The 20,399-nt window shown below is 55.6% G+C and carries 24 protein-coding genes; 21 read left to right on the top strand and 3 right to left on the bottom strand.

Going from position 1 to position 20,399, the window contains the following annotated elements:
• Window positions 1–50 precede the first annotated feature (50 nt).
• The 8 genes from mdcA to mdcH all read left to right on the top strand — a co-directional run bounded on the left by mdcA (window position 51) and on the right by mdcH (window position 7,096).
• The gene (gene mdcA, locus BJ887_RS22100) at window positions 51–1,706 is read left to right on the top strand and encodes a malonate decarboxylase subunit alpha (RefSeq protein WP_014171924.1); all 1,656 of its coding nucleotides are present in this window, start codon (window positions 51–53) and stop codon (window positions 1,704–1,706) included.
• On the top strand, window positions 1,706–2,563 hold the full coding sequence (locus BJ887_RS22095; RefSeq protein WP_020884594.1) for a triphosphoribosyl-dephospho-CoA synthase: 858 nt from the start codon (window positions 1,706–1,708) through the stop codon (window positions 2,561–2,563). The genes mdcA and BJ887_RS22095 overlap by 1 nt, the downstream gene beginning before the upstream one ends.
• 9 nt (window positions 2,564–2,572) lie before the next feature.
• Window positions 2,573–2,872, top strand: coding sequence for a malonate decarboxylase acyl carrier protein (mdcC, locus tag BJ887_RS22090; RefSeq protein ID WP_020884595.1), 300 nt, complete (start codon window positions 2,573–2,575; stop codon window positions 2,870–2,872).
• On the top strand, window positions 2,865–3,698 hold the full coding sequence (locus BJ887_RS22085) for a biotin-independent malonate decarboxylase subunit beta (RefSeq protein ID WP_014171921.1): 834 nt from the start codon (window positions 2,865–2,867) through the stop codon (window positions 3,696–3,698). Before mdcC ends, BJ887_RS22085 begins: the two co-directional genes overlap by 8 nt.
• Window positions 3,698–4,498: a biotin-independent malonate decarboxylase subunit gamma gene (gene mdcE, locus BJ887_RS22080; RefSeq protein WP_040019062.1), complete on the top strand. Its 801-nt coding sequence runs from the start codon at window positions 3,698–3,700 to the stop codon at window positions 4,496–4,498. The genes BJ887_RS22085 and mdcE overlap by 1 nt, the downstream gene beginning before the upstream one ends.
• Window positions 4,499–4,620: 122 nt before the next feature.
• Entirely contained in the window at window positions 4,621–5,580 is a 960-nt protein-coding gene (locus BJ887_RS22075) for an AEC family transporter (RefSeq protein WP_121340452.1), read from the top strand.
• A gap of 2 nt (window positions 5,581–5,582) precedes the next feature.
• Window positions 5,583–6,200 (top strand): malonate decarboxylase holo-ACP synthase, encoded by a 618-nt coding sequence (locus tag BJ887_RS22070; protein ID WP_121340451.1) that lies wholly within the window; start codon window positions 5,583–5,585, stop codon window positions 6,198–6,200.
• Window positions 6,200–7,096 (top strand): malonate decarboxylase subunit epsilon, encoded by an 897-nt coding sequence (mdcH, locus tag BJ887_RS22065; RefSeq protein WP_041162885.1) that lies wholly within the window; start codon window positions 6,200–6,202, stop codon window positions 7,094–7,096. The genes BJ887_RS22070 and mdcH overlap by 1 nt, the downstream gene beginning before the upstream one ends.
• Here the strand turns inward: mdcH and BJ887_RS22060 are convergent.
• Window positions 7,085–8,035, bottom strand: coding sequence for a LysR family transcriptional regulator (locus tag BJ887_RS22060; protein WP_014171916.1), 951 nt, complete (start codon window positions 8,033–8,035; stop codon window positions 7,085–7,087). The two genes, mdcH and BJ887_RS22060, sit on opposite strands and share 12 nt — an antisense overlap.
• A 15-nt stretch (window positions 8,036–8,050) precedes the next feature.
• Window positions 8,051–9,955 carry an ABC transporter ATP-binding protein gene (locus tag BJ887_RS22055; RefSeq protein ID WP_020884600.1) on the bottom strand — a complete coding sequence of 635 codons (1,905 nt, stop codon included), beginning with the start codon at window positions 9,953–9,955 and terminating at the stop codon, window positions 8,051–8,053.
• A gap of 138 nt (window positions 9,956–10,093) precedes the next feature.
• On the opposite strand from BJ887_RS22055, the gene kefG reads away from it, so the two are divergent.
• The 4 genes from kefG to slyD all read left to right on the top strand — a co-directional run bounded on the left by kefG (window position 10,094) and on the right by slyD (window position 13,349).
• Window positions 10,094–10,645, top strand: a complete 552-nt coding sequence (gene kefG, locus BJ887_RS22050) for a glutathione-regulated potassium-efflux system ancillary protein KefG (protein ID WP_020884601.1) — start codon at window positions 10,094–10,096, stop codon at window positions 10,643–10,645.
• Window positions 10,645–12,450 carry a glutathione-regulated potassium-efflux system protein KefB gene (gene kefB / locus BJ887_RS22045; protein ID WP_020884602.1) on the top strand — a complete coding sequence of 602 codons (1,806 nt, stop codon included), beginning with the start codon at window positions 10,645–10,647 and terminating at the stop codon, window positions 12,448–12,450. The genes kefG and kefB overlap by 1 nt, the downstream gene beginning before the upstream one ends.
• 13 nt (window positions 12,451–12,463) lie before the next feature.
• Window positions 12,464–12,664 carry a YheV family putative zinc ribbon protein gene (locus tag BJ887_RS22040; protein ID WP_013099038.1) on the top strand — a complete coding sequence of 67 codons (201 nt, stop codon included), beginning with the start codon at window positions 12,464–12,466 and terminating at the stop codon, window positions 12,662–12,664.
• Window positions 12,665–12,758: 94 nt separating this feature from the next.
• The gene (gene slyD, locus BJ887_RS22035) at window positions 12,759–13,349 is read left to right on the top strand and encodes a peptidylprolyl isomerase (RefSeq protein ID WP_014171912.1); all 591 of its coding nucleotides are present in this window, start codon (window positions 12,759–12,761) and stop codon (window positions 13,347–13,349) included.
• A gap of 54 nt (window positions 13,350–13,403) precedes the next feature.
• On the opposite strand, the gene BJ887_RS22030 is transcribed toward slyD, so the two are convergent.
• Window positions 13,404–13,622 carry a protein SlyX gene (locus BJ887_RS22030; RefSeq protein ID WP_020884603.1) on the bottom strand — a complete coding sequence of 73 codons (219 nt, stop codon included), beginning with the start codon at window positions 13,620–13,622 and terminating at the stop codon, window positions 13,404–13,406.
• 237 nt (window positions 13,623–13,859) lie between these two features.
• On the opposite strand from BJ887_RS22030, the gene fkpA reads away from it, so the two are divergent.
• The 9 genes from fkpA to BJ887_RS21985 all read left to right on the top strand — a co-directional run.
• On the top strand, window positions 13,860–14,681 hold the full coding sequence (fkpA, locus tag BJ887_RS22025; protein ID WP_014171910.1) for an FKBP-type peptidyl-prolyl cis-trans isomerase: 822 nt from the start codon (window positions 13,860–13,862) through the stop codon (window positions 14,679–14,681).
• Between the two features lie 166 nt (window positions 14,682–14,847).
• On the top strand, window positions 14,848–15,570 hold the full coding sequence (locus tag BJ887_RS22020) for a transcriptional regulator (protein ID WP_014171909.1): 723 nt from the start codon (window positions 14,848–14,850) through the stop codon (window positions 15,568–15,570).
• Complete coding sequence (tusD, locus tag BJ887_RS22015; RefSeq protein WP_020884604.1) at window positions 15,570–15,956, top strand: sulfurtransferase complex subunit TusD; 387 nt, start codon at window positions 15,570–15,572, stop codon at window positions 15,954–15,956. The genes BJ887_RS22020 and tusD overlap by 1 nt, the downstream gene beginning before the upstream one ends.
• Window positions 15,956–16,315: a sulfurtransferase complex subunit TusC gene (gene tusC / locus BJ887_RS22010; protein WP_014171907.1), complete on the top strand. Its 360-nt coding sequence runs from the start codon at window positions 15,956–15,958 to the stop codon at window positions 16,313–16,315. Before tusD ends, tusC begins: the two co-directional genes overlap by 1 nt.
• 7 nt (window positions 16,316–16,322) lie before the next feature.
• The gene (tusB, locus tag BJ887_RS22005; protein ID WP_014171906.1) at window positions 16,323–16,610 is read left to right on the top strand and encodes a sulfurtransferase complex subunit TusB; all 288 of its coding nucleotides are present in this window, start codon (window positions 16,323–16,325) and stop codon (window positions 16,608–16,610) included.
• Window positions 16,611–16,734: 124 nt separating this feature from the next.
• Window positions 16,735–17,109, top strand: coding sequence for a 30S ribosomal protein S12 (gene rpsL, locus BJ887_RS22000; protein WP_000246815.1), 375 nt, complete (start codon window positions 16,735–16,737; stop codon window positions 17,107–17,109).
• A gap of 96 nt (window positions 17,110–17,205) precedes the next feature.
• Window positions 17,206–17,676: a 30S ribosomal protein S7 gene (gene rpsG, locus BJ887_RS21995; protein WP_003861706.1), complete on the top strand. Its 471-nt coding sequence runs from the start codon at window positions 17,206–17,208 to the stop codon at window positions 17,674–17,676.
• Window positions 17,677–17,772: 96 nt separating this feature from the next.
• A complete protein-coding gene (gene fusA, locus BJ887_RS21990) occupies window positions 17,773–19,887 on the top strand; it encodes an elongation factor G (protein ID WP_014171904.1) in 2,115 nt (704 codons plus the stop codon).
• 69 nt (window positions 19,888–19,956) lie between these two features.
• On the top strand, window positions 19,957–20,399 hold a 443-nt coding region (locus BJ887_RS21985; RefSeq protein WP_001674038.1), incomplete at its 3' end, for a GTP-binding protein.

Raw genomic sequence — 20,399 nt, 5'->3', positions numbered from 1 at the left:
TACTCAACGTTAAGCAAATCAGAATGATGTGCTGAATCAGGAGGTTAATAATGTTATCTGGGCAAACACCCACCCGGCAATGGAACACACGACGCACCGAGAAAGCGCGTCGTCTGGCCTCCGTACCGGTGCAGGGCAAGGTACTGCCAACCGGCGATCTTGTCGCCATGCTGGAAAAACTGATCGCGCCTGGCGACAAAGTCGTTCTGGAAGGTAATAACCAGAAGCAGGCCGATTTCCTTTCACGCTCGCTGGCTGAAGTGAACCCGCAAATCGTGCATGACCTGCACATGATTATGCCAAGCGTGGGCCGTAGCGAGCATCTGGATATCTTTGAGAAAGGTATCGCCCGCAAGCTGGACTTCTCCTTCTCCGGTACCCAGAGCCTGCGCATCTCGCAGCTGCTGGAAGATGGTCAGCTCGAAATTGGCGCTATCCATACCTACATAGAACTCTATTCACGTCTGTACGTGGATCTCTCGCCAAACGTGGCGCTGATTGCCGGCTTTAAAGCGGACCGAAAAGGTAATCTTTATACCGGCGCAAGCACCGAAGATACCCCCGCGCTGGTGGAAGCGGCTGCATTCCATGACGGCATTGTCATCGCACAGGTGAATGAGCTGGTGGACGACGAATGCGACCTGCCGCGCGTTGATATTCCCGGCTCCTGGATTGACTTCGTGGTGGTGGCCGACAAACCGTTCTTTATCGAACCGCTGTTTACCCGCGACCCGCGTCTCATCAAACAGGAACATATCCTGATGGCGATGATGGCCATTAAGGGCATTTATGCGGAACATCAGGTGCAATCCCTGAACCACGGGATTGGTTTCAATACCGCGGCGATTGAACTGCTGCTGCCGACCTACGGTGAACAGCTCGGCCTGAAAGGCAAAATCTGTAAACACTGGACCCTTAACCCGCACCCAACCCTGATCCCGGCGATTGAAAGCGGCTGGGTGGAAAGCGTGCACTGCTTCGGCGGTGAGCTGGGGATGGAAGAGTACATTCGTGCACGTCCGGATATCTTCTTTACCGGTGCCGACGGCTCTATGCGTTCCAACCGCGCTTTCTGTCAGCTGGCAGGCCAGTACGCCGTTGATATGTTCATCGGGTCAACCCTGCAGGTTGACGGGTATGCCAACTCCTCAACCGTGACCCGTGGTCGTCTCTCTGGTTTCGGCGGTGCGCCAAACATGGGCCATGACCCGCATGGTCGTCGTCATGCCACCCCGGCCTGGCTGAACATGATCACCGAACCTGATCCGATGCAGCGCGGTAAAAAACTCGTCGTCCAGATGGTGGAAACCTTCCAGGCAGGCGTGAAACCGACCTTTGTGGAAAAACTCGATGCTGTTGACGTTGCGAAAGCGTCCGGGATGCCTCTGGCTCCGGTCATGATCTACGGCGACGACGTTACACATGTGCTGACGGAAGAGGGGATTGCTTACCTCTATCGCGCAGAAAGTCTGGAAGAGCGCCGGGCGATGGTTGCGGCCGTCGCGGGGATCACCGATATCGGTCTGGGCGTCGATGCCAAACGTGTGGCGCAGTTGCGCCAGAGCGGCAAAGTGGTTTACCCGGAAGATATGGGGATTCGCCGCACCGATGCCACCCGTTCTCTGCTGGCAGCAGGCAGCGTGTCAGACCTGGTTGAATGGTCTGGCGGTCTTTACAACCCACCTGCGAAATTCCGGAGCTGGTAATGAAACTTCTGCCCCAGATTCAGGTTGAAGGCGGTGCCGAATGGCTGGCGCGAACCGCCACGCAGTGTCTGATTGACGAAGCACAGTTAAGCCCGAAACCCGGTCTGGTGGACAGTCGGGGGAACGGCGCGCACCACGATCTGTCGCTCGCGTTGATGGAGCGTTCCGCGCGCAGCCTGACCCCCACGTTTCAGGCGCTGGCGCAACACAGCTGGCAGCGTCCGGCGGATATTGCGCTCAGGCAAACCATAGGGCGGCTCGGCCGTGAAGGTGAGCAGCAGATGATGGCGGCTACCGACGGTGTAAATACCCACCGCGGCGCGATTTGGGCGCTGGGGCTGCTGGTCAGTGCCGTGGCGATGCTCGGTGGCGATGCCAGCGCGCAGGCGGTAGCGAATACCGCGGCACAGCTGGCGAAACTGCCCGATGACGCGGCGCCGAAAGTGTTCAGCAAAGGGCTACGCGCCACGCGCCGCTACCGGGTTCCGGGCGCACGTGAAGAGGCCCAGCAGGCATTTCCACACGTGATGCAGCGTGCTCTGCCGCAGCTTCGTCTGAGCCGTCTTAACGGCAGCAGCGAAACGTACGCAAGGCTCGATGCGCTGATGGCCATCATGACGTCGCTTACCGACACCTGCGTGCTGTCGCGCGCCGGGATGGCGGGGCTGGAGGCCATGCAGAACGGTGCGCGTGCGGTGCTGAGCGCCGGAGGATGCGCGACATCCGCAGGCCAGATGGCGCTGGCGAGATTAGACCGTCACATGCTGGCACTCAATGCCTCACCGGGCGGAGCAGCCGACCTGCTTGCCGCCACGCTGTTTCTCGATCGCATCGAAACGCCTTATTCAAAGCATTAAGAGGATGTTATGGAAAAAATCACATTAACCATGCCAGCGAGCCGCGCGTTAAGCGGCAAAGCGCTCGCAGGGGTTGTTGGTTCCGGGGATATGGAGGTGCTGTTTGCCGCCGAACCGGGCCAGACGTTAACCATTGATATCACCACGTCCGTCGACAACAGCCGCGGTCGCTGGGAGGCGTTGTTCAACCGCCTGCACACCGTCAGCAGCCTGCCTGCAGGAAAACTGACGATCCACGACTTTGGCGCGACGCCGGGGGTGGCACGCATTCGTATCGAACAGGTTTTTGAAGGGGTGAGCCATGCGTGATGATCGGAGTTTTATTGAATTAAAAGCTCGCCAGCGTGCGCAGGCATTGCTGGACGACGGGAGCTATCGCGAACTGCTGGATCCTTTTGAAGGCATTATCTCCCCGTGGCTGGGGCCGCAGGGCATCGTTCCTCAGGCCGATGACGGCATGGTGGTCGCCAAAGGCACCCTCAACGGCCAGCCTGCGGTAGTGGTGGCGATTGAAGGTGCATTCCAGGGCGGCAGCATGGGCGAAGTGTCCGGCGCCAAAATGGCAGCGGCGCTGGAGCTGGCGGCAGAAGATAACCGCAACGGGATCCCGACGCAGGCGGTACTGTGTCTCGAAACCGGCGGCGTGCGTCTGCAGGAAGCCAACCTGGGCCTGGCGGCCATTGCCGATATTCATGCAGCAATTGTTGACCTGCGCCGTTACACCCCGGTGGTCGGGATTGTGGCCGGGACCGTGGGCTGCTTCGGTGGGATGTCTATCGCTGCTGCACTGTGCAGCTACCTGATTGTCACCCGCGAAGCGCGTCTCGGTCTGAATGGTCCTCAGGTTATCGAGCAGGAAGCGGGAATTGAAGAGTATGACTCCCGCGACCGTCCGTTTATCTGGAGCATGACCGGTGGAGAAGTCCGCTATGAAAGCGGCCTGGTGGATGCGCTGGTTGGCGATGGCGTGAACGCGGTGAAAGCGGCGATGAACGACGCGATTGCCAAAGGCGTGCCTGCAAAACATCGCACCGATAACTATGACGATTACCTGAACCGTCTGACGAATTTCGACACCCGCAAACAGGCCGATGCCGAACAGATTAAAGCGCTCTTTGCCCGGGAGGTGAAATGATGACTAACTCAGTAAGCCGTGGCGAACTCTGGCTGCAAACGCTCGCGCCGAACGCCAGACGCCTGGAAGGGTTATGCCCGTCCGTACAGGCGGCCGATGGTGAACTTAACGGTGAAACGGTACGTTTTGTTGCCGTGGTACCGGATGCCAACAACCACTTCCCGCGCGCGGCGAAAGGGGAAGTCGGTCTGCTGGAAGGCTGGACGCTGGCGAAAGTGGTGAGCGAAACCGTTGCCGCCGATGCCAACAGCGCCGTGAAGCGCCCGATCGTGGCGGTGATTGATGTGCCAAGCCAGGCCTATGGCCGTCGTGAAGAGGCATTTGGTATTCACCAGGCGTTGGCCGGCGCGGCGGCGGCCTATGCTAACGCGCGTCTGGCCGGTCATCCGGTGATTGGGCTTATCGTTGGTAAAGCGATGTCCGGCGCGTTTCTGGCGCACGGGTACCAGGCAAACCGCCTGATTGCCTTTAACGATAAAGGCGTGCTGATCCATGCCATGGGTAAAGAGTCTGCGGCGCGTATTACGCTACGTACCGTGGATGCGCTGGAAAAACTGGCGGCAACGATCCCGCCAATGGCCTATGACATCAGCAACTACGCCACACTGGGGCTGCTTTCCAACCTGCTGGATATCACCAACCCGGATGCCCCTTCTGAAAACGATCTGACGCAGGTGAAAACCACGCTGCAACAGGCCATCCATGACGCTCGTCAGGACAACACCCTGAAAAACCGTCTCGGTGCTGACAATCGCCGCAGCTCTGCCCTCGTACGCGAACGCATGCGGGCAAGCTGGTAAGTAAAAAGAGACCTGCCAGATGCACTCCCCGCGGACGTAACCGTTACGTCCGCGCGGGAACCTGCATCCTGAAAATAATAATCATCGCGCCAGTGCTTAAACTTTTTTACTACAGGTGAATTATGACTTACGTAATTGTTCATGCTCTTGCACCGATTTTCGTCATCATGCTGCTGGGATTCTGGGCCGGTAAGGCAAAGATGGTCGATAACAAAAATGTCTCCCTGCTCAATATCTTCGTCATGGATTTTGCTTTGCCTGCCGCGCTGTTCAGCGCCACGGTGCAAACCCCGTGGACTGGCATCGTAGCCCAGTCACCGCTGATTCTGGTGCTGACCCTGGCGATGTGGATAACCTACGCGGCCATTTACTTCCTCGCGACCTGCGTCTTTAAAAAATCCCCACAGGATGCCGCCGTGCTTACGCTGACGGTTGCGCTGCCAAACTATGCCGCGCTTGGCTTGCCGATTCTGGGCAGCGTGCTGGGTGAAAGTTCTTCAACCTCACTGTCCGTGGCGGTCTCTATTGCCTGTGGTTCGGTACTGATGACGCCGTTCTGCCTGCTGATTCTGGAACGTGAAAAAGCGCGTGCCGAAGGCAATAACTCCGGTTCAACGCTCTCGATGCTGCCGGTGCTGATGTGGCGCTCGATTAAAAAACCGATTGTGATGGGTCCCCTGCTGGGTGTGATTTTGTCTGCTATCGGCATCAAAATGCCTGAACTTGTTCTGGCCGCCATTAAGCCACTGGGGCTTTCTGCAACGGCTGCCGCGCTGTTCCTGACCGGGGTGATCCTCTCTGCGCGTAAGCTGCAGATCAACACCATGGTGATTACCTCAACCGTAGCCAAGCTGCTGATCCAGCCTGCGATTGCCTGGGGTATCGTTCTGATCTTCGGTCTGCACGGCTCCGTGGCGATCACCGCTATCCTGATGATTGCGCTCTCAGCCGGTTTCTTCGGCGTGGTGTTCGGTAACCGCTTTGGCGTGCAGTCTCCGGATGCGGAAGCGGTGCTGCTGTTAAGCTCGGTACTGTGTATCCTGTCGCTGCCACTGTTTATCTCGCTGACTTCAGGAATGTAATCATGACCACAACATTACGCCCTCACGACCTCATCTGGCTTAACGCGCGTGACGCGCTGGAAGGCATCACTGACGACTGGGTGGATACGGTATGGCATACCGGTTTGCCGGTGGTCGTGCGGCGTGATGTTGATAACGCTGGCCGTATTCCCGTTGGCGTACGCGGTTTACGCCGCGACCAGCGGGCGGCCGGTTGGGTGAAGCCAGACAACGTCGTGCGGGTGGTCTCACCCGAGGCGTTGAGCGTGACCGCCGATCTTCTGCGTTCACCGTTTGTGACTCAGCCACCGGTGCAGGTGGCATCGCAACTTTCTCAGCAGGCATGGCCGTGGACGTGGGGAATTACGGGCAGCACGGGCTACGCCCTGGCGACCGGTATCCCGGTCATTCATGCCGACAGCGATCTCGATCTGCTGGTGCGAGCCCCTCAGCCTCTGTCGGCTGACGCTTTTCGTGTCTGGGCGTCACAGCTCAGCCGCGCGTTATGTCGGGCAGACACCCAGGTCGACACCCCTGAAGGCGGCTTTGCGCTGACGGAGTGGCTGCGCGACGGCAAAACGTTGCTGAAGACCCGCCGTGGGCCGCGCCTGGTGGCGGACCCGTGGCACAGGGAGGAGTGATGAAAATACTGTTTACCTTTCCAGGGCAGGGCACCCAGCATGTCGGTATGCTGCAAAACCTGCCTGGCACGACGCTGGAGCAGGCCCGCGAGGTATTGGGTGGCGAAGTCGATATGCTGGATACCGCGGCAGCGTTAACCCACACGCGAGCCGTTCAGCTTTCGTTGTTAATTGCCGGTGTTGCCTGGGCGCGTGAGCTTGAACAACGCGGCGTGGCACCGGATATCGTCAGCGGTCTGTCTATTGGCGCGTATCCGGCCGCGGTCATTGCCGGTGCGCTGGAATTTGCCGACGCGCTGAAGCTGGTCGCGCTGCGTGGCGATCTCATGGAGCAAGCCTATCCGCACGGTTATGGCCTGACCGCGATAATGGGGCTGACCCTGCCTCAGGTTGAAGCGTTGCTGGAAGGCACCGGAACGTATATCGCCAATTTGAACGCGGAAACACAGATTGTGATCGCCGGCACCGATGAGGGGATGGCGCAGGTGGCGAAACGCGCGCTGGCAAAAGGGGCTAATAAGGCGCATCGGCTGACCGTCAGCGTGCCTTCCCATTGCGAACTGCTGGCGGAGCCGGCGCACAAGCTGGTGGAGGCGTTCACATCCGTCACGCTCACACGCCCGCGCTGTGCTTACCTGAGCGGCAGCACAGGACGCGTGCTCTGGACGCCTGAGAAAATCGCGGACGATCTGGCGATGAATATGGCGCGCACGGTGCGCTGGCAGGAAGCGGTGATTTCTGCCAACGAGCGTGAAGCTCGGCTGGCGATTGAAATGCCACCTGGCGGAGTACTGACCTGCCTGACGCGTCAGGCGGCCTGGGAAGGGGAGTCAGTTTCGCTGGAGCGCAGTGGTGTTGACGTGGCGGTACACCTGGCTAAGCGGCTACAGCGGTAGGGTCTGCGCAGGGTCGGTGGCGATACTGCGGGCATACATTCGCCCTTCGGCTGCCAGTGCCCGCAGGCTGGGGTCTTGCTCGCGGTTGCGGGCAAACACAATGGCAATCAACTGCTGCATTTGATATGGCTGAGCCAGCTTCAGTAGCTGTACTGAGTTCTCATACACTTTCTTCATTCTGCCTGGCATGAGCGTAAAGCCCACGCCCGCCTGCACCAGACTCAGCATCGAGAAAATGTCATTTACGCGGGTGACGATTTCCGGTTCGAAACCGGCAATATGAAACGCCTCCTGAAACCCGGCGTAGGTGGCAAACCCTTCCGACAGCGCGACAAACTTCTGGTCTTTGTAATCACGTAAGTCGGCAGGCCCGCTGGTGTTCAGCGTGGCAGAGGCAGGCGCGGCAAGAAAAATGTCGTCATGGAACAGGGGGAGCACTTCCAGACTGTTGCGATCGATATCGCTTTCGGAAATAGAGATGAGGATGGCGTCGAGCAAACCGTCGTCCAGCATACGCAACAGGGTCTCGTTAGAGCCCATCGTCAGGTCCATCTCCAGGTCCGGACGGCGCAGTTTCATCCCCATAATCAGGCGTGGCACGGTTTCCAGCGTCAGCGAGTAGAGCGTGCCGACACGCAGTCGTCCCTGGCCAACGCCGGCCGTTTTGCGCGCTTCTTCCAGCCCGCGCGCCATTACCTGCATCACTTCCTGACAATATTCCAGCAGCGTCCAGGCTGAAGGCAGCGCAATGAGATTGCGACCTTTGTGCGTAAAGAGCGGGCAGCGCACATTTTCTTCGAGAGTATGCAGCGCGCGGTGCACGCTAACGCCGCTCAGGCCAAGCGCTTCGGCGGTACGGGCGATATTGCCCTTCTCCATAAAGGTCATGAAGATGCTGAGTTTACGAAATGTAATGTCGCTCGTGATATCGAAACTCATAACCCTCCCGGGGATTTAGTCGGCCTGCAGCATGGCTTCCAGCTGTTCCTGGGCGTCCAGCCACGCCATCTCGCACGCTTCGAGGCTGGATTTCGTCTTCGCCTGAGTCTGCAGGCAGTCGGTCAGTTCCGCCTTACGGCTCTGGTCATACAGACCGCTGTCGCCCAGCTTCTCTTCAACGGTAGCCAGCAGAGCGTTAAGTTTCTCCATCTCCTTTTCGAGACGGGCAATCTCTTTACGCAGCGGCTGGGTTTGAGTACGCAGTTCCGCTTCACGGCGCTTCTGGTCTTTACGCGCCTGGGCGCTGTTGGCGTTATCTTTCGACGAGTCGTCCGGCTGGTTTTCCTGCTTCTGCACGTCCGTCAGCCACTGCTGGTAGTCTTCCAGATCGCCATCGAACGGCTCGACTTTGCCATCGTGCACTAAATAGAGATCGTCCGTTGTGGAGCGGATCAGGTGACGATCGTGCGAGACGACAACCAGCGCGCCTTCAAACTCAATTAACGCTTCGGTCAGCGCCTGACGCATGTCGAGATCGAGGTGGTTTGTAGGCTCATCGAGCAGCAGCAGGTTCGGGCGCTGCCAGACGATAAGCGCCAGCACCAGACGTGCTTTCTCGCCGCCGGAGAAACGTTCGGTGTTTTCGGTGACTTTATCGCCCTGGAAGCCAAAGCCGCCAAGGTAATCGCGCAGCTTCTGCTCCATCTCCTGCGGCGCCAGTCGCGCGAGGTGCTGGATGGGCGATTCATCCGCGCGTAAGAATTCCAGCTGATGCTGGGCGAAGTAGCCAAGCTTAATGCCTTTTGCCAGGCCGATCTCGCCGCTGACCGGGTTAAGCTCGCCCGCCAGCAGTTTAATCAGCGTCGATTTACCGGCGCCGTTACGCCCCAGCAGACCAATACGTGAACCCGGCACCAGGTTGAGCTTGATGGAGTCGAGAATAATGCGATCGCCGTAGCCAGCGCTCACCTTTTCCATCTTCAGCAGTGGGTTCGGCAGGCTCTCGGGCTCGCGAAAACTGAAGTGGAACGGGTTATCGACGTGCGCCGGGGCGATCATCTCCATGCGTTCCAGCATCTTGATGCGGCTCTGGGCCTGCTTGGCTTTAGACGCTTTTGCCTTGAAGCGGTCAACAAAGCTTTGCAGATGCGCCACGCGCTGCTGCTGGCTTTCATACATCGCCTGCTGTTGAGCAAGGCGCGTCGCGCGCTGGCGCTCGAATGAGCTGTAGTTGCCGGTGTATTCAAACAGGCTTTGCTGTTCGATATGAATGATTTTATCCACCACCGGGTCGAGGAAGTCGCGGTCGTGGGAGATCAGAATCAGAGTGCCCTGATAGCTCTTGAGCCACTTCTCCAGCCAAATAACCGCATCGAGATCGAGGTGGTTAGTGGGTTCATCAAGCAGCAGCAGGTCGGAACGGCAAATCAGTGCCTGCGCCAGGTTAAGGCGCATACGCCAGCCGCCGGAGAAGTCGCTGACGGGGCGTTCAAGCTGTTCGTTGCTGAAACCCAGACCGTGCAGCAGGCTGGAGGCGCGGGAGCGAATGGTCCATGCGTCGATGGCGTCCAGCTTACCGTGGACGGTGGCGATAGCATGACCGTCATTACGCTCGTTGGCGGCGTTCAGTTCAGCTTCCAGCTTACGGTATTCACGATCGCCGTCGATAACATAGTCGAGAGCGGGTTCGCTCAGGGCAGGCGTCTCCTGATTTACCCAGGCAAGCTGCCAGTTGCCCGGATAGGTAAAGTTACCGCCGTCAGCGCTAATCTCGTTTTTCAGCAGCGCAAGCAGGGTCGATTTTCCGCAGCCGTTTTTGCCGACCAGACCCACTTTTTGACCGGGATTGATGGTGGCGGAGGCGTTATCCAGCAGGACGCGCACGCCGCGGCGAATTTGTAACGAGGAGAAAACAATCATAGAAGCGCCGTATGTTCCGACTATGTTAATTTGTCATTATGATAATGTAAGGTGTGGGCCATTTTCCGCACCGGGCCGCCATGGTAGCCCAAAACAACGACGATACACAAAAACAGAAACAGAACCGGGAGGGGAGTGATGTCTCAGACAGCGAAAGTGCTGCTGCTGTATGCCCATCCGGAATCTCAGGACTCGGTGGCAAACCGGGTTCTGCTTAAGCCGGCTACTCAGCTCAGCAATGTGACGGTGCACGATCTCTACGCGCACTATCCTGATTTCTTTATTGATATTCCTTACGAGCAGGAACTGCTGCGTCAGCATGACGTGATTGTGTTCCAGCATCCGCTTTATACCTATAGCTGTCCGGCACTGCTGAAAGAGTGGCTGGACCGTGTGCTGAGCCGGGGGTTCTCCAGCGGGGTGGGGGGCAACCAGCTGGCGGGAAAGTACTGGCGCAGTGTCATTACGACCGGTGAGCCAGAGAGCGCTTACCGCCACGACGGTCTTAACCGTTATCCCATGAGCGATATCCTGCGGCCGTTTGAGCTGACGGCCGCGATGTGCCGCATGCACTGGATGAGCCCGATTATTGTCTACTGGGCGCGTCGCCAGAAGCCTGAAGCGCTGGCGAGCCACGCCAGAGCGTATGGCGATTGGCTGGCATCACCGATTTCGGCGGGAGGTCGCTAATGGAAGGATCGAATTTACTCCTGGCCGGCGTGCTGTTTTTATTTGCCGCAGTGGTGGCGGTTCCGCTGGCCGCCCGGCTGGGCATTGGCGCGGTGCTGGGCTACCTGCTGGCCGGGATCGCCATTGGCCCCTGGGGGCTGGGGTTCATCAGCGATGTGGATGAAATTCTCCACTTCTCTGAACTGGGCGTGGTGTTCCTGATGTTCATCATTGGCCTCGAACTGAACCCGTCAAAACTGTGGCAGCTCCGGCGATCGATATTTGGCGTGGGGGCGGCGCAGGTCTTGTTCAGTGCTGCGATTCTGGCCGGGCTGTTAATGCTGACCAACTTCTCGTGGCAGGCGGCGGTGATCGGCGGAATAGGTCTTGCGATGTCGTCGACAGCGATGGCGCTGCAGCTAATGCGTGACAAAGGGATGAACCGCAACGAGGCAGGACAGCTGGGCTTTTCGGTACTGCTGTTTCAGGACCTGGCCGTGATCCCGGCGCTGGCACTGGTGCCGTTACTGGCAGGCTCTGGTGACGATCATTTTGACTGGGTCAAAATCTCCATGAAGGTGCTGGCCTTCGCCGGCATGCTGATTGGCGGACGTTTCCTGCTGCGGCCGGTGTTTCGTTTTATTGCCGCCTCTGGCGTGCGCGAGGTGTTTACTGCCGCGACGCTGCTGCTGGTGCTGGGCTCGGCATTGTTTATGGACGCGCTGGGGCTGTCGATGGCGCTCGGTACGTTTATCGCCGGGGTGCTCCTTGCCGAAAGCGAATATCGTCACGAACTGGAAACGGCTATCGATCCGTTTAAAGGGCTGCTGTTAGGGCTGTTCTTTATTTCGGTGGGAATGGCGCTCAACCTGGGCGTGCTCTATACCCATTTGCTGTGGGTGGTGATGAGCGTTGTTGTGCTGGTGGCGGTAAAAACGCTGGTGCTGTACGTCATGGCACGGATATACGGGCTGCGCAGTTCCGAGCGCATGCAGTTTGCCAGCGTCTTAAGTCAGGGCGGAGAGTTCGCGTTCGTGCTGTTCTCCACCGCCTCCTCCCAGAAGCTGTTTAAAGACGATCAGATGGCGCTGCTGCTGGTAACGGTCACGCTGTCGATGATGACCACCCCGCTGCTCATCAGGCTGGTGGATAAGCTGCTCTCGCGGCGCTTAAATCCGACAGAGGATGAAGATGAGATGCCGTGGGTGGAGGATGATAAGCCGCAGGTGATTGTGGTGGGCTTTGGCCGCTTTGGGCAGGTGATTGGACGTCTGCTGATGGCGAACAAAATGCGCATTACGGTACTGGAGCGCGATATCAGCGCGGTGAACCTGATGCGTAAATACGGCTACAAGGTTTACTACGGCGACGCGACCCAGCTCGAACTGTTGCGTTCAGCGGGAGCAGAAGCGGCAGAATCCATCGTGATTACCTGCAACGATCCGGAAGATACGATGAAGCTGGTGGAACTGTGTCAGCAGCATTTCCCGCATCTGCATATTCTGGCGCGTGCGCGTGGACGTGTTGAAGCGCACGAACTGCTGCAGGCAGGTGTGAAACACTTCTCCCGTGAGACATTTTCCAGTGCGCTGGAGTTGGGGCGTAAAGCGCTGATTTCGCTGGGCATGCATCCCCATCAGGCTCAGCGGGCTCAGATGCATTTTCGCCGGCTGGACATGCGAATGCTGCGCGAATTAATGCCGGTACACTCTGATACGGCGCAGATCTCCCGCGTGCGGGAAGCGCGTCGGGAGCTGGAAGAAATTTTCCAGCGTGAGATGCAACAGGAACGACGCCAGCTCGATGGCTGGGATGAATTTGAATAAAGGGTAACGAAAGATGGCTGTACGTAAACGCTTTATTGCGGGCGCAAAATGCCCGAGCTGCCAGGCGCAAGATACGCTGGCGATGTGGCGGGAAAATAATATTGATGTCGTAGAGTGTGTTAAGTGCGGTCATCAGATGCGCGAGGCGGATAAAGAAGCCCGCGATCATGTTCGCAAAGAAGAGCAAGTTATCGGGATTTTTCATCCGGACTAGCGATATGCCCTGAGTTTTTTTAAGCTAAAGGGTACACGGGTGCAGATTTCCGCTACAATCTGCGCCAGCAATTTTCCCTTGCTCAGGAGATATCATGAAAGTAGCAAAAGACCTGGTGGTCAGCCTGGCCTATCAGGTACGTACAGAAGACGGTGTGTTGGTTGATGAGTCTCCGGTGAGTGCGCCGCTTGACTACCTGCATGGTCACGGTTCCCTGATTTCCGGCCTGGAAAACGCGCTGGAAGGTCATGACGTTGGCGACAAATTCGACGTTGCTGTTGGCGCGAACGACGCTTACGGTCAGTACGACGACAACCTGGTGCAGCGCGTTCCTAAAGACGTGTTCATGGGCGTTGACGAACTGCAGGTTGGCATGCGCTTCCTGGCGGAAACTGACCAGGGTCCGGTTCCTGTTGAAATCACTGAAGTGGAAGACGACCACGTTGTGGTTGACGGCAACCACATGCTTGCTGGCCAGAACCTGAAATTCAACGTAGAAGTTGTTGCGATCCGTGAAGCGACCGAAGAAGAGCTGGCTCATGGCCACGTTCACGGTGCGCACGGTCACGACCATGACCACGATCACGGCCACGACGGCTGCTGTGGTGGTCACGGCCACGATCACGACCATGGTCACGACCACGGTAAAGGTGGTTGCGGTAACGGCGGCTGCGGTTGCCACTAATTCCGTTATGCGGAAAATAAAAAAGCGGGATAATAATCCCGCTTTTTTTACGCCTCAATAATGAGGTGGTGGCGTCTCTTCTGACTGAGAGGCAATATGTGACGGCTGTGTGGCCTTCAGTTTGTCCGTCAGCAGGCGCATGAGATCCCGCAGTTTCGCCATTTCCAGTTCATGTGCGGTCACGGTCTGGTTTAGCTCTTCGATGGTGATGTCCTGAAAAGCCAGGCGGCTTTCCAGCTCAGCCATTCTCGCTTCTAACATTGTGTCCTTCATCATTCACCTCGTTGTATCTCATTAACCACAATCGGCCAGCGGCGGCGAAGTTTAACTGAGTTTATCCTTAAGTTCAGTATCTATCCCCTTGGCAAGAAACTTATTTAAACAAAAATAGTCTGAAAAGTGGCGAGAATCGGGAGAGTCTGTCTGTAGATTTCTTCCGCAACGTTTTATAGTACGTAACTCATTTACGTTTAACGCTGGGGTGAGAGTCCCCAGGCCCTGGAGATATGGATGAAATCACTGTTTAAAGTAACGCTGCTGGCGACGACGATGGCTGTTGCGCTGAACGCGCCGCTGTCCTTCGCTGCTGATACTGCTGCGAAGCCTGCTGCAACTGCAGACAGCAAAGCGGCGTTCAAAAATGACGACCAGAAATCCGCCTACGCACTTGGCGCATCTCTGGGTCGTTACATGGAAAACTCTCTGAAAGAACAAGAGAAACTGGGCATTAAACTGGACAAAGCTCAGCTGATCGCGGGCGTTCAGGACGCATTTGCAGATAAGAGCAAACTGTCTGACCAGGAAATTGAACAGACTCTGCAGGCGTTCGAAGCACGTGTGAAAGGTGCCGCTCAGACTAAGATGGAAGCGGATGCAAAAGACAACGAAGCGAAAGGCAAAGCCTACCGCGATACCTTTGCTAAAGAGAAGGGCGTGAAAACCTCCTCTACGGGTCTGGTGTACAAAGTTGAGAAAGAAGGTACCGGTGATGCGCCTAAAGACAGCGATACTGTCGTGGTTAACTACAAAGGTACGCTGATCGACGGTAAAGAGTTCGATAACTCTTACACCCGTGGTGAGCCTCTCTCCTTCCGTCTGGATGGTGTGATCCCAGGCTGGACTGAAGGTCTGAAAAACATCAAGAAAGGTGGCAAGATCAAACTGGTTATTCCACCGGATCTGGCATATGGCAAAACCGGCGTTCCAGGTATCCCTGCTAACTCTACCCTGGTCTTTGACGTAGAGCTGCTCGATATCAAGCCAGCGCCGAAAGCTGATGCGAAACCAGAAGCGCAGGCAGAACAGAAAGCTGCGACAGACGCGAAGAAGTAATGGAATGAAAACCGCCGCCTTTAAGGCGGCGGTTTTTTTTATTGTGGGGCAGATATAATTAACACTGGAAAGCGTTATGCACGCTGTATTAATTTAGTTGTCCGTGTAGATAATGAGCCTGCCCTGAAAACCTAACGACAGGCTCCTGAAAAGGAGTGTTTTTTTCATGTCCAGGTCGCTTTTAACCAACGAAACCAGTGAACTTGATTTACTGGATCAACGTCCTTTCGACCAGACCGACTTCGATATTCTGAAATCCTACGAGGCGGTAGTGGACGGGTTAGCGATGCTCATTGGGTCCCACTGCGAAATCGTATTGCACTCCCTGCAAGATCTTAAGTGTTCCGCCATCCGCATTGCTAATGGTGAGCATACTGGCCGTAAAATTGGTTCGCCAATCACCGACCTTGCATTGCGTATGCTGCATGACATGACCGGCGCGGACAGCAGCGTCTCCAAATGTTATTTCACCCGCGCCAAAAGCGGCGTACTGATGAAATCAGAAACCATCGCGATTCGAAATCGCGAGCATCGCGTGATCGGTCTGTTGTGCATCAACATGAACCTTGATGTGCCGTTCTCGCAAATCATGAGCACTTTCATACCGCCTGAAACGCCGGACGTTGGGTCCTCAGTTAACTTTGCCTCCTCTGTTGAAGATCTGGTGACGCAGACGCTTGAGTTCACTATCGAAGAGGTGAATGCCGATCGCAACGTATCGAACAACGCCAAGAATCGTCAGATCGTGCTGAATCTCTATGAGAAAGGGATTTTTGACATCAAAGACGCCATTAACCAGGTGGCCGATCGCCTGAACATTTCCAAGCATACGGTCTACCTCTACATCCGCCAGTTCAAAAGCGGTGATTTCCAGGGGCAAGACAAGTAATGCGTTTTTCGCTGATGGTGACAGGCCCGGCGTATGGTACTCAGCAGGCCAGCAGCGCGCTGCAGTTTGCGCATGCGTTACTGGCTGCCGGACATGAGCTGGTGAGCGTCTTCTTTTATCGGGAAGGGGTGTATAACGCCAACCAGTTTACCTCACCGGCCAGCGATGAATTTGATCTGGTGCGCGCCTGGCAGACGCTGAACGAGACAAGGGGGGTTGCGCTGCATATCTGCGTGGCGGCAGCCCTGCGTCGCGGCGTGACCGATGCCACCGAAGCTGAACGTCTTGGCTTGCCAGGGGCCAACCTGCAGCCGGGGTTTACGTTGAGCGGTCTGGGCGCACTGGCACAGGCTGCGTTAACCTGCGACAGAGTGGTGCAATTCTGATGAAACGCGTGGCGTTTGTTTTTTCATCTGCTCCGCACGGTAGTGCGTCCGGCAGAGAAGGGCTGGATGCGTTGCTCGCAACATCAGCGCTGACCGAAGACATCGGTGTCTTCTTTTTAGGGGATGGCGTGTTCCAGCTTCTGGCGGGCCAGCAGCCGCAGGCTATTCTGGCGCGGGATTACATCGCGACCTTTAAAGTGCTGCCGCTTTACGACATTGAAACCTTTTTTGTCTGCGCTGATTCTCTGGCTGCGCGCGGTCTGAGCGATAAGACGTCTTTCGTGCTGGATGTAACACTCCTCCCGGCCGACGCGCTGCGCGACCAACTTTCCCATTACGACACTGTTCTGAATTTCTGAGGCTGACATGCTCCATACCCTGAGCCGTTCACCGTGGCATTGTGATATCGACGCATTACTGAGCATGCTGCGCGAAGGTGATGACCTGCTGCTGATTCAGGATGGCGTACTGGCTGCGCTTGAAGGGAGTCGTTTCGTTGAAATTCTCAGCAATGCCCCCATATCCGTCTCTGCGCTGAAAGACGATCTTGAGGCGCGAGGTCTTTCTGGTCAAATTTCAGCCAAAATTGACGTGGTTGGCTATACTGATTTCGTCAATCTTACTGTGACACACGCCAGTCAAATGAACTGGTGATCCGAGATCGCTGTATATTTCTTGACACCTTTTCGACGTAGCCCTAAAATTTCGCGTCCTCATATTGTATGAGGTCGTTTTATTACGTGTTTACGAAGCAAAAGCTAAAACCAGGAGCTATTTAATGGCAACAGTTAACCAGCTGGTACGCAAACCACGTGCGCGCAAAGTTGCAAAAAGCAACGTGCCTGCACTGGAAGCCTGCCCGCAGAAACGTGGCGTATGTACTCGTGTATATACCACCACTCCTAAAAAACCAAACTCCGCACTGCGTAAAGTATGCCGTGTGCGTTTGACTAACGGTTTCGAAGTGACTTCCTACATCGGTGGTGAAGGTCACAACCTGCAGGAGCACTCCGTGATCCTGATCCGTGGCGGTCGTGTTAAAGACCTTCCGGGTGTTCGTTACCACACCGTTCGTGGTGCGCTGGACTGCTCAGGTGTTAAAGACCGTAAGCAGGCTCGCTCCAAGTACGGCGTGAAGCGTCCTAAGGCTTAATGGTTCTCCGTTAAGTAAGGCCAAACTGATTTATCTTAATGTCAAACTAAACTCGTAGAGTTTTGGACAATCCTGAATTAACAACGGAGTATTCCCATGCCACGTCGTCGCGTCATTGGTCAGCGTAAAATTCTTCCAGATCCGAAATTCGGATCAGAACTGCTGGCAAAATTTGTAAATATCCTGATGGTAGATGGTAAAAAATCTACTGCAGAAGCAATCGTATACAGCGCGCTGGAGACCCTGGCTCAGCGCTCTGGTAAAAATGAACTGGAAGCTTTCGAAGTCGCTCTCGACAACGTGCGCCCGACTGTAGAAGTTAAGTCTCGCCGCGTTGGTGGTTCTACTTATCAGGTTCCAGTTGAAGTTCGTCCGGTTCGTCGTAATGCTCTGGCAATGCGTTGGATCGTTGAAGCTGCTCGTAAACGCGGTGATAAATCCATGGCTCTGCGTCTGGCGAACGAACTTTCTGATGCTGCAGAAAACAAAGGTACTGCAGTTAAGAAACGTGAAGACGTTCACCGTATGGCAGAAGCCAACAAGGCGTTCGCACACTACCGTTGGTAATCCCTTCGGAGTATTAGTCACCAGGCGGGCGCTTCAGCGAAGCTGCCCGTCCTGGGTTACTTAACTGAACGCCTAAAGAAACAAACGAGGAATCAAATGGCTCGTACAACACCCATCGCACGTTACCGTAACATTGGTATCAGTGCGCACATCGACGCCGGTAAGACCACTACTACCGAACGTATTCTGTTCTACACCGGTGTAAACCATAAAATCGGTGAAGTTCATGACGGCGCAGCCACCATGGACTGGATGGAACAGGAGCAGGAGCGTGGTATTACTATCACCTCCGCAGCGACTACTGCATTCTGGTCAGGTATGGCTAAGCAGTACGAACCGCATCGCGTTAACATCATCGACACCCCAGGGCACGTTGACTTCACCATCGAAGTAGAACGTTCCATGCGTGTTCTTGACGGCGCGGTAATGGTTTATTGCGCAGTTGGTGGTGTTCAGCCACAGTCTGAGACCGTATGGCGTCAGGCGAACAAATATAAAGTTCCACGCATCGCGTTCGTTAACAAAATGGACCGTATGGGTGCTAACTTCCTGAAAGTTGTTGGTCAGATCAAATCCCGTCTGGGCGCGAACCCTGTTCCGCTGCAGCTGGCAATTGGTGCTGAAGAAGGCTTCACCGGCGTTATCGACCTGGTGAAAATGAAAGCCATCAACTGGAACGATGCAGACCAGGGCGTTACCTTCGAATACGAAGATATCCCAGCTGAGATGCAGGATCTGGCTGACGAATGGCACCAGAACCTGATCGAATCCGCTGCTGAAGCTTCTGAAGAGCTGATGGAGAAATACCTGGGTGGTGAAGAACTGACTGAAGAAGAGATCAAAAAAGCTCTGCGTCAGCGTGTTCTGAACAACGAAATCATCCTGGTAACCTGTGGTTCTGCATTCAAGAACAAAGGTGTTCAGGCGATGCTGGATGCGGTAATTGATTACCTGCCATCCCCGGTTGACGTTCCTGCGATCAACGGCATCCTGGACGACGGTAAAGATACTCCGGCTGAACGTCACGCAAGCGACGAAGAGCCGTTCTCTGCACTGGCGTTCAAAATTGCTACCGACCCATTCGTGGGTAACCTGACCTTCTTCCGCGTTTACTCTGGTGTGGTTAACTCCGGTGACACCATCCTGAACTCCGTGAAAACGGCGCGTGAACGTTTTGGCCGTATCGTACAGATGCACGCTAACAAACGTGAAGAGATCAAAGAAGTTCGTGCGGGCGACATCGCTGCAGCAATCGGTCTGAAAGACGTGACTACTGGTGACACCCTGTGTGACCCGGATCACCCGATCATTCTGGAGCGTATGGAATTCCCTGAGCCGGTAATCTCCATCGCGGTTGAACCAAAAACCAAAGCTGACCAGGAAAAAATGGGTCTGGCTCTGGGCCGTCTGGCGAAAGAAGACCCATCATTCCGCGTATGGACTGATGAAGAATCTAACCAGACCATCATCGCTGGTATGGGTGAACTGCACCTGGACATCATCGTTGACCGTATGAAGCGTGAATTCAACGTTGAAGCGAACGTGGGTAAACCTCAGGTTGCTTACCGCGAAGCGATTCGTGCGAAAGTTACCGATGTTGAAGGTAAACACGCTAAGCAGTCTGGTGGTCGCGGTCAGTACGGTCACGTTGTGATCGACATGTACCCACTGGAGCCGGGCTCTAACCCTAAAGGTTACGAGTTCATCAACGACATCAAAGGTGGTGTAATTCCTGGCGAATACATCCCAGCCGTTGATAAAGGTATCCAGGAACAGCTGAAAGCGGGCCCTCTGGCTGGCTATCCGGTTGTTGACATGGGTGTCCGTCTGCACTTCGGTTCTTACCACGACGTTGACTCCTCTGAACTGGCGTTTAAACTGGCTGCGTCTATTGCCTTTAAAGAAGGCTTTAAGAAAGCAAAACCAGTTCTGCTTGAGCCAATCATGAAGGTTGAAGTAGAGACTCCTGAAGAGAACACCGGTGACGTTATCGGTGACTTGAGCCGTCGTCGCGGTATGCTGCGCGGTCAGGAATCCGAAGTAACTGGCGTTAAGATCCATGCTGAAGTTCCGCTGTCTGAAATGTTCGGATATGCAACTCAGCTGCGTTCTCTGACCAAAGGTCGTGCATCATACACCATGGAATTCCTGAAGTATGATGATGCGCCTAACAACGTTGCTCAGGCCGTTATCGAAGCCCGTGGTAAGTAATCCACAGGATTAAAACCTAAGTCCCGTGCTCTCTCCGAAGGGGAGAGCACTATAGTAAGGAATATAGCCGTGTCTAAAGAAAAATTTGAACGTACAAAACCGCACGTCAACGTTGGTACTATCGGCCACGTTGACCATGGTAAAACTACCCTGACCGCTGCAATCACTACCGTACTGGCTAAAACCTACGGCGGTGCTGCTCGTGCATTCGACCAGATCGATAACGCACCAGAAGAAAAAGCGCGTGGTATCACCATCAACACTTCTCACGTTGAATATGACACCCCGACTCGCCACTACGCACACGTAGACTGCCCAGGCCACGCCGACTATGTTAAGAACATGATCACCGGTGCTGCGCAGATGGACGGCGCGATCCTGGTTGTTGCTGCGACTGACGGCCCAATGCCTCAGACTCGTGAGCACATCCTGCTGGGTCGTCAGGTAGGCGTTCCTTACATCATCGTGTTCCTGAACAAATGTGACATGGTTGATGACGAAGAGCTGCTGGA

The organism is Enterobacter sp. WPR_3_1, from assembly GCF_003635055.1.
GTDB lineage: Bacteria > Pseudomonadota > Gammaproteobacteria > Enterobacterales > Enterobacteriaceae > Enterobacter > Enterobacter ludwigii.
This window is presented reverse-complemented; position numbering and strand designations above follow the sequence as displayed.

Bases quoted from the DNA above. Each gene is read 5' to 3' on its own strand.
- mdcA (WP_014171924.1), top strand. From the start codon at position 51: ATGTTATCTGGGCAAACACCCACCCGGCAATGGAACACACGACGCACC.
- BJ887_RS22095 (WP_020884594.1), top strand. From the start codon at position 1,706: ATGAAACTTCTGCCCCAGATTCAGGTTGAAGGCGGTGCCGAATGGCTG.
- mdcC (WP_020884595.1), top strand. From the start codon at position 2,573: ATGGAAAAAATCACATTAACCATGCCAGCGAGCCGCGCGTTAAGCGGC.
- BJ887_RS22085 (WP_014171921.1), top strand. From the start codon at position 2,865: ATGCGTGATGATCGGAGTTTTATTGAATTAAAAGCTCGCCAGCGTGCG.
- mdcE (WP_040019062.1), top strand. From the start codon at position 3,698: ATGACTAACTCAGTAAGCCGTGGCGAACTCTGGCTGCAAACGCTCGCG.
- BJ887_RS22075 (WP_121340452.1), top strand. From the start codon at position 4,621: ATGACTTACGTAATTGTTCATGCTCTTGCACCGATTTTCGTCATCATG.
- BJ887_RS22070 (WP_121340451.1), top strand. From the start codon at position 5,583: ATGACCACAACATTACGCCCTCACGACCTCATCTGGCTTAACGCGCGT.
- mdcH (WP_041162885.1), top strand. From the start codon at position 6,200: ATGAAAATACTGTTTACCTTTCCAGGGCAGGGCACCCAGCATGTCGGT.
- BJ887_RS22060 (WP_014171916.1), bottom strand. From the start codon at position 8,035: ATGAGTTTCGATATCACGAGCGACATTACATTTCGTAAACTCAGCATC.
- BJ887_RS22055 (WP_020884600.1), bottom strand. From the start codon at position 9,955: ATGATTGTTTTCTCCTCGTTACAAATTCGCCGCGGCGTGCGCGTCCTG.
- kefG (WP_020884601.1), top strand. From the start codon at position 10,094: ATGTCTCAGACAGCGAAAGTGCTGCTGCTGTATGCCCATCCGGAATCT.
- kefB (WP_020884602.1), top strand. From the start codon at position 10,645: ATGGAAGGATCGAATTTACTCCTGGCCGGCGTGCTGTTTTTATTTGCC.
- BJ887_RS22040 (WP_013099038.1), top strand. From the start codon at position 12,464: ATGGCTGTACGTAAACGCTTTATTGCGGGCGCAAAATGCCCGAGCTGC.
- slyD (WP_014171912.1), top strand. From the start codon at position 12,759: ATGAAAGTAGCAAAAGACCTGGTGGTCAGCCTGGCCTATCAGGTACGT.
- BJ887_RS22030 (WP_020884603.1), bottom strand. From the start codon at position 13,622: ATGAAGGACACAATGTTAGAAGCGAGAATGGCTGAGCTGGAAAGCCGC.
- fkpA (WP_014171910.1), top strand. From the start codon at position 13,860: ATGAAATCACTGTTTAAAGTAACGCTGCTGGCGACGACGATGGCTGTT.
- BJ887_RS22020 (WP_014171909.1), top strand. From the start codon at position 14,848: ATGTCCAGGTCGCTTTTAACCAACGAAACCAGTGAACTTGATTTACTG.
- tusD (WP_020884604.1), top strand. From the start codon at position 15,570: ATGCGTTTTTCGCTGATGGTGACAGGCCCGGCGTATGGTACTCAGCAG.
- tusC (WP_014171907.1), top strand. From the start codon at position 15,956: ATGAAACGCGTGGCGTTTGTTTTTTCATCTGCTCCGCACGGTAGTGCG.
- tusB (WP_014171906.1), top strand. From the start codon at position 16,323: ATGCTCCATACCCTGAGCCGTTCACCGTGGCATTGTGATATCGACGCA.
- rpsL (WP_000246815.1), top strand. From the start codon at position 16,735: ATGGCAACAGTTAACCAGCTGGTACGCAAACCACGTGCGCGCAAAGTT.
- rpsG (WP_003861706.1), top strand. From the start codon at position 17,206: ATGCCACGTCGTCGCGTCATTGGTCAGCGTAAAATTCTTCCAGATCCG.
- fusA (WP_014171904.1), top strand. From the start codon at position 17,773: ATGGCTCGTACAACACCCATCGCACGTTACCGTAACATTGGTATCAGT.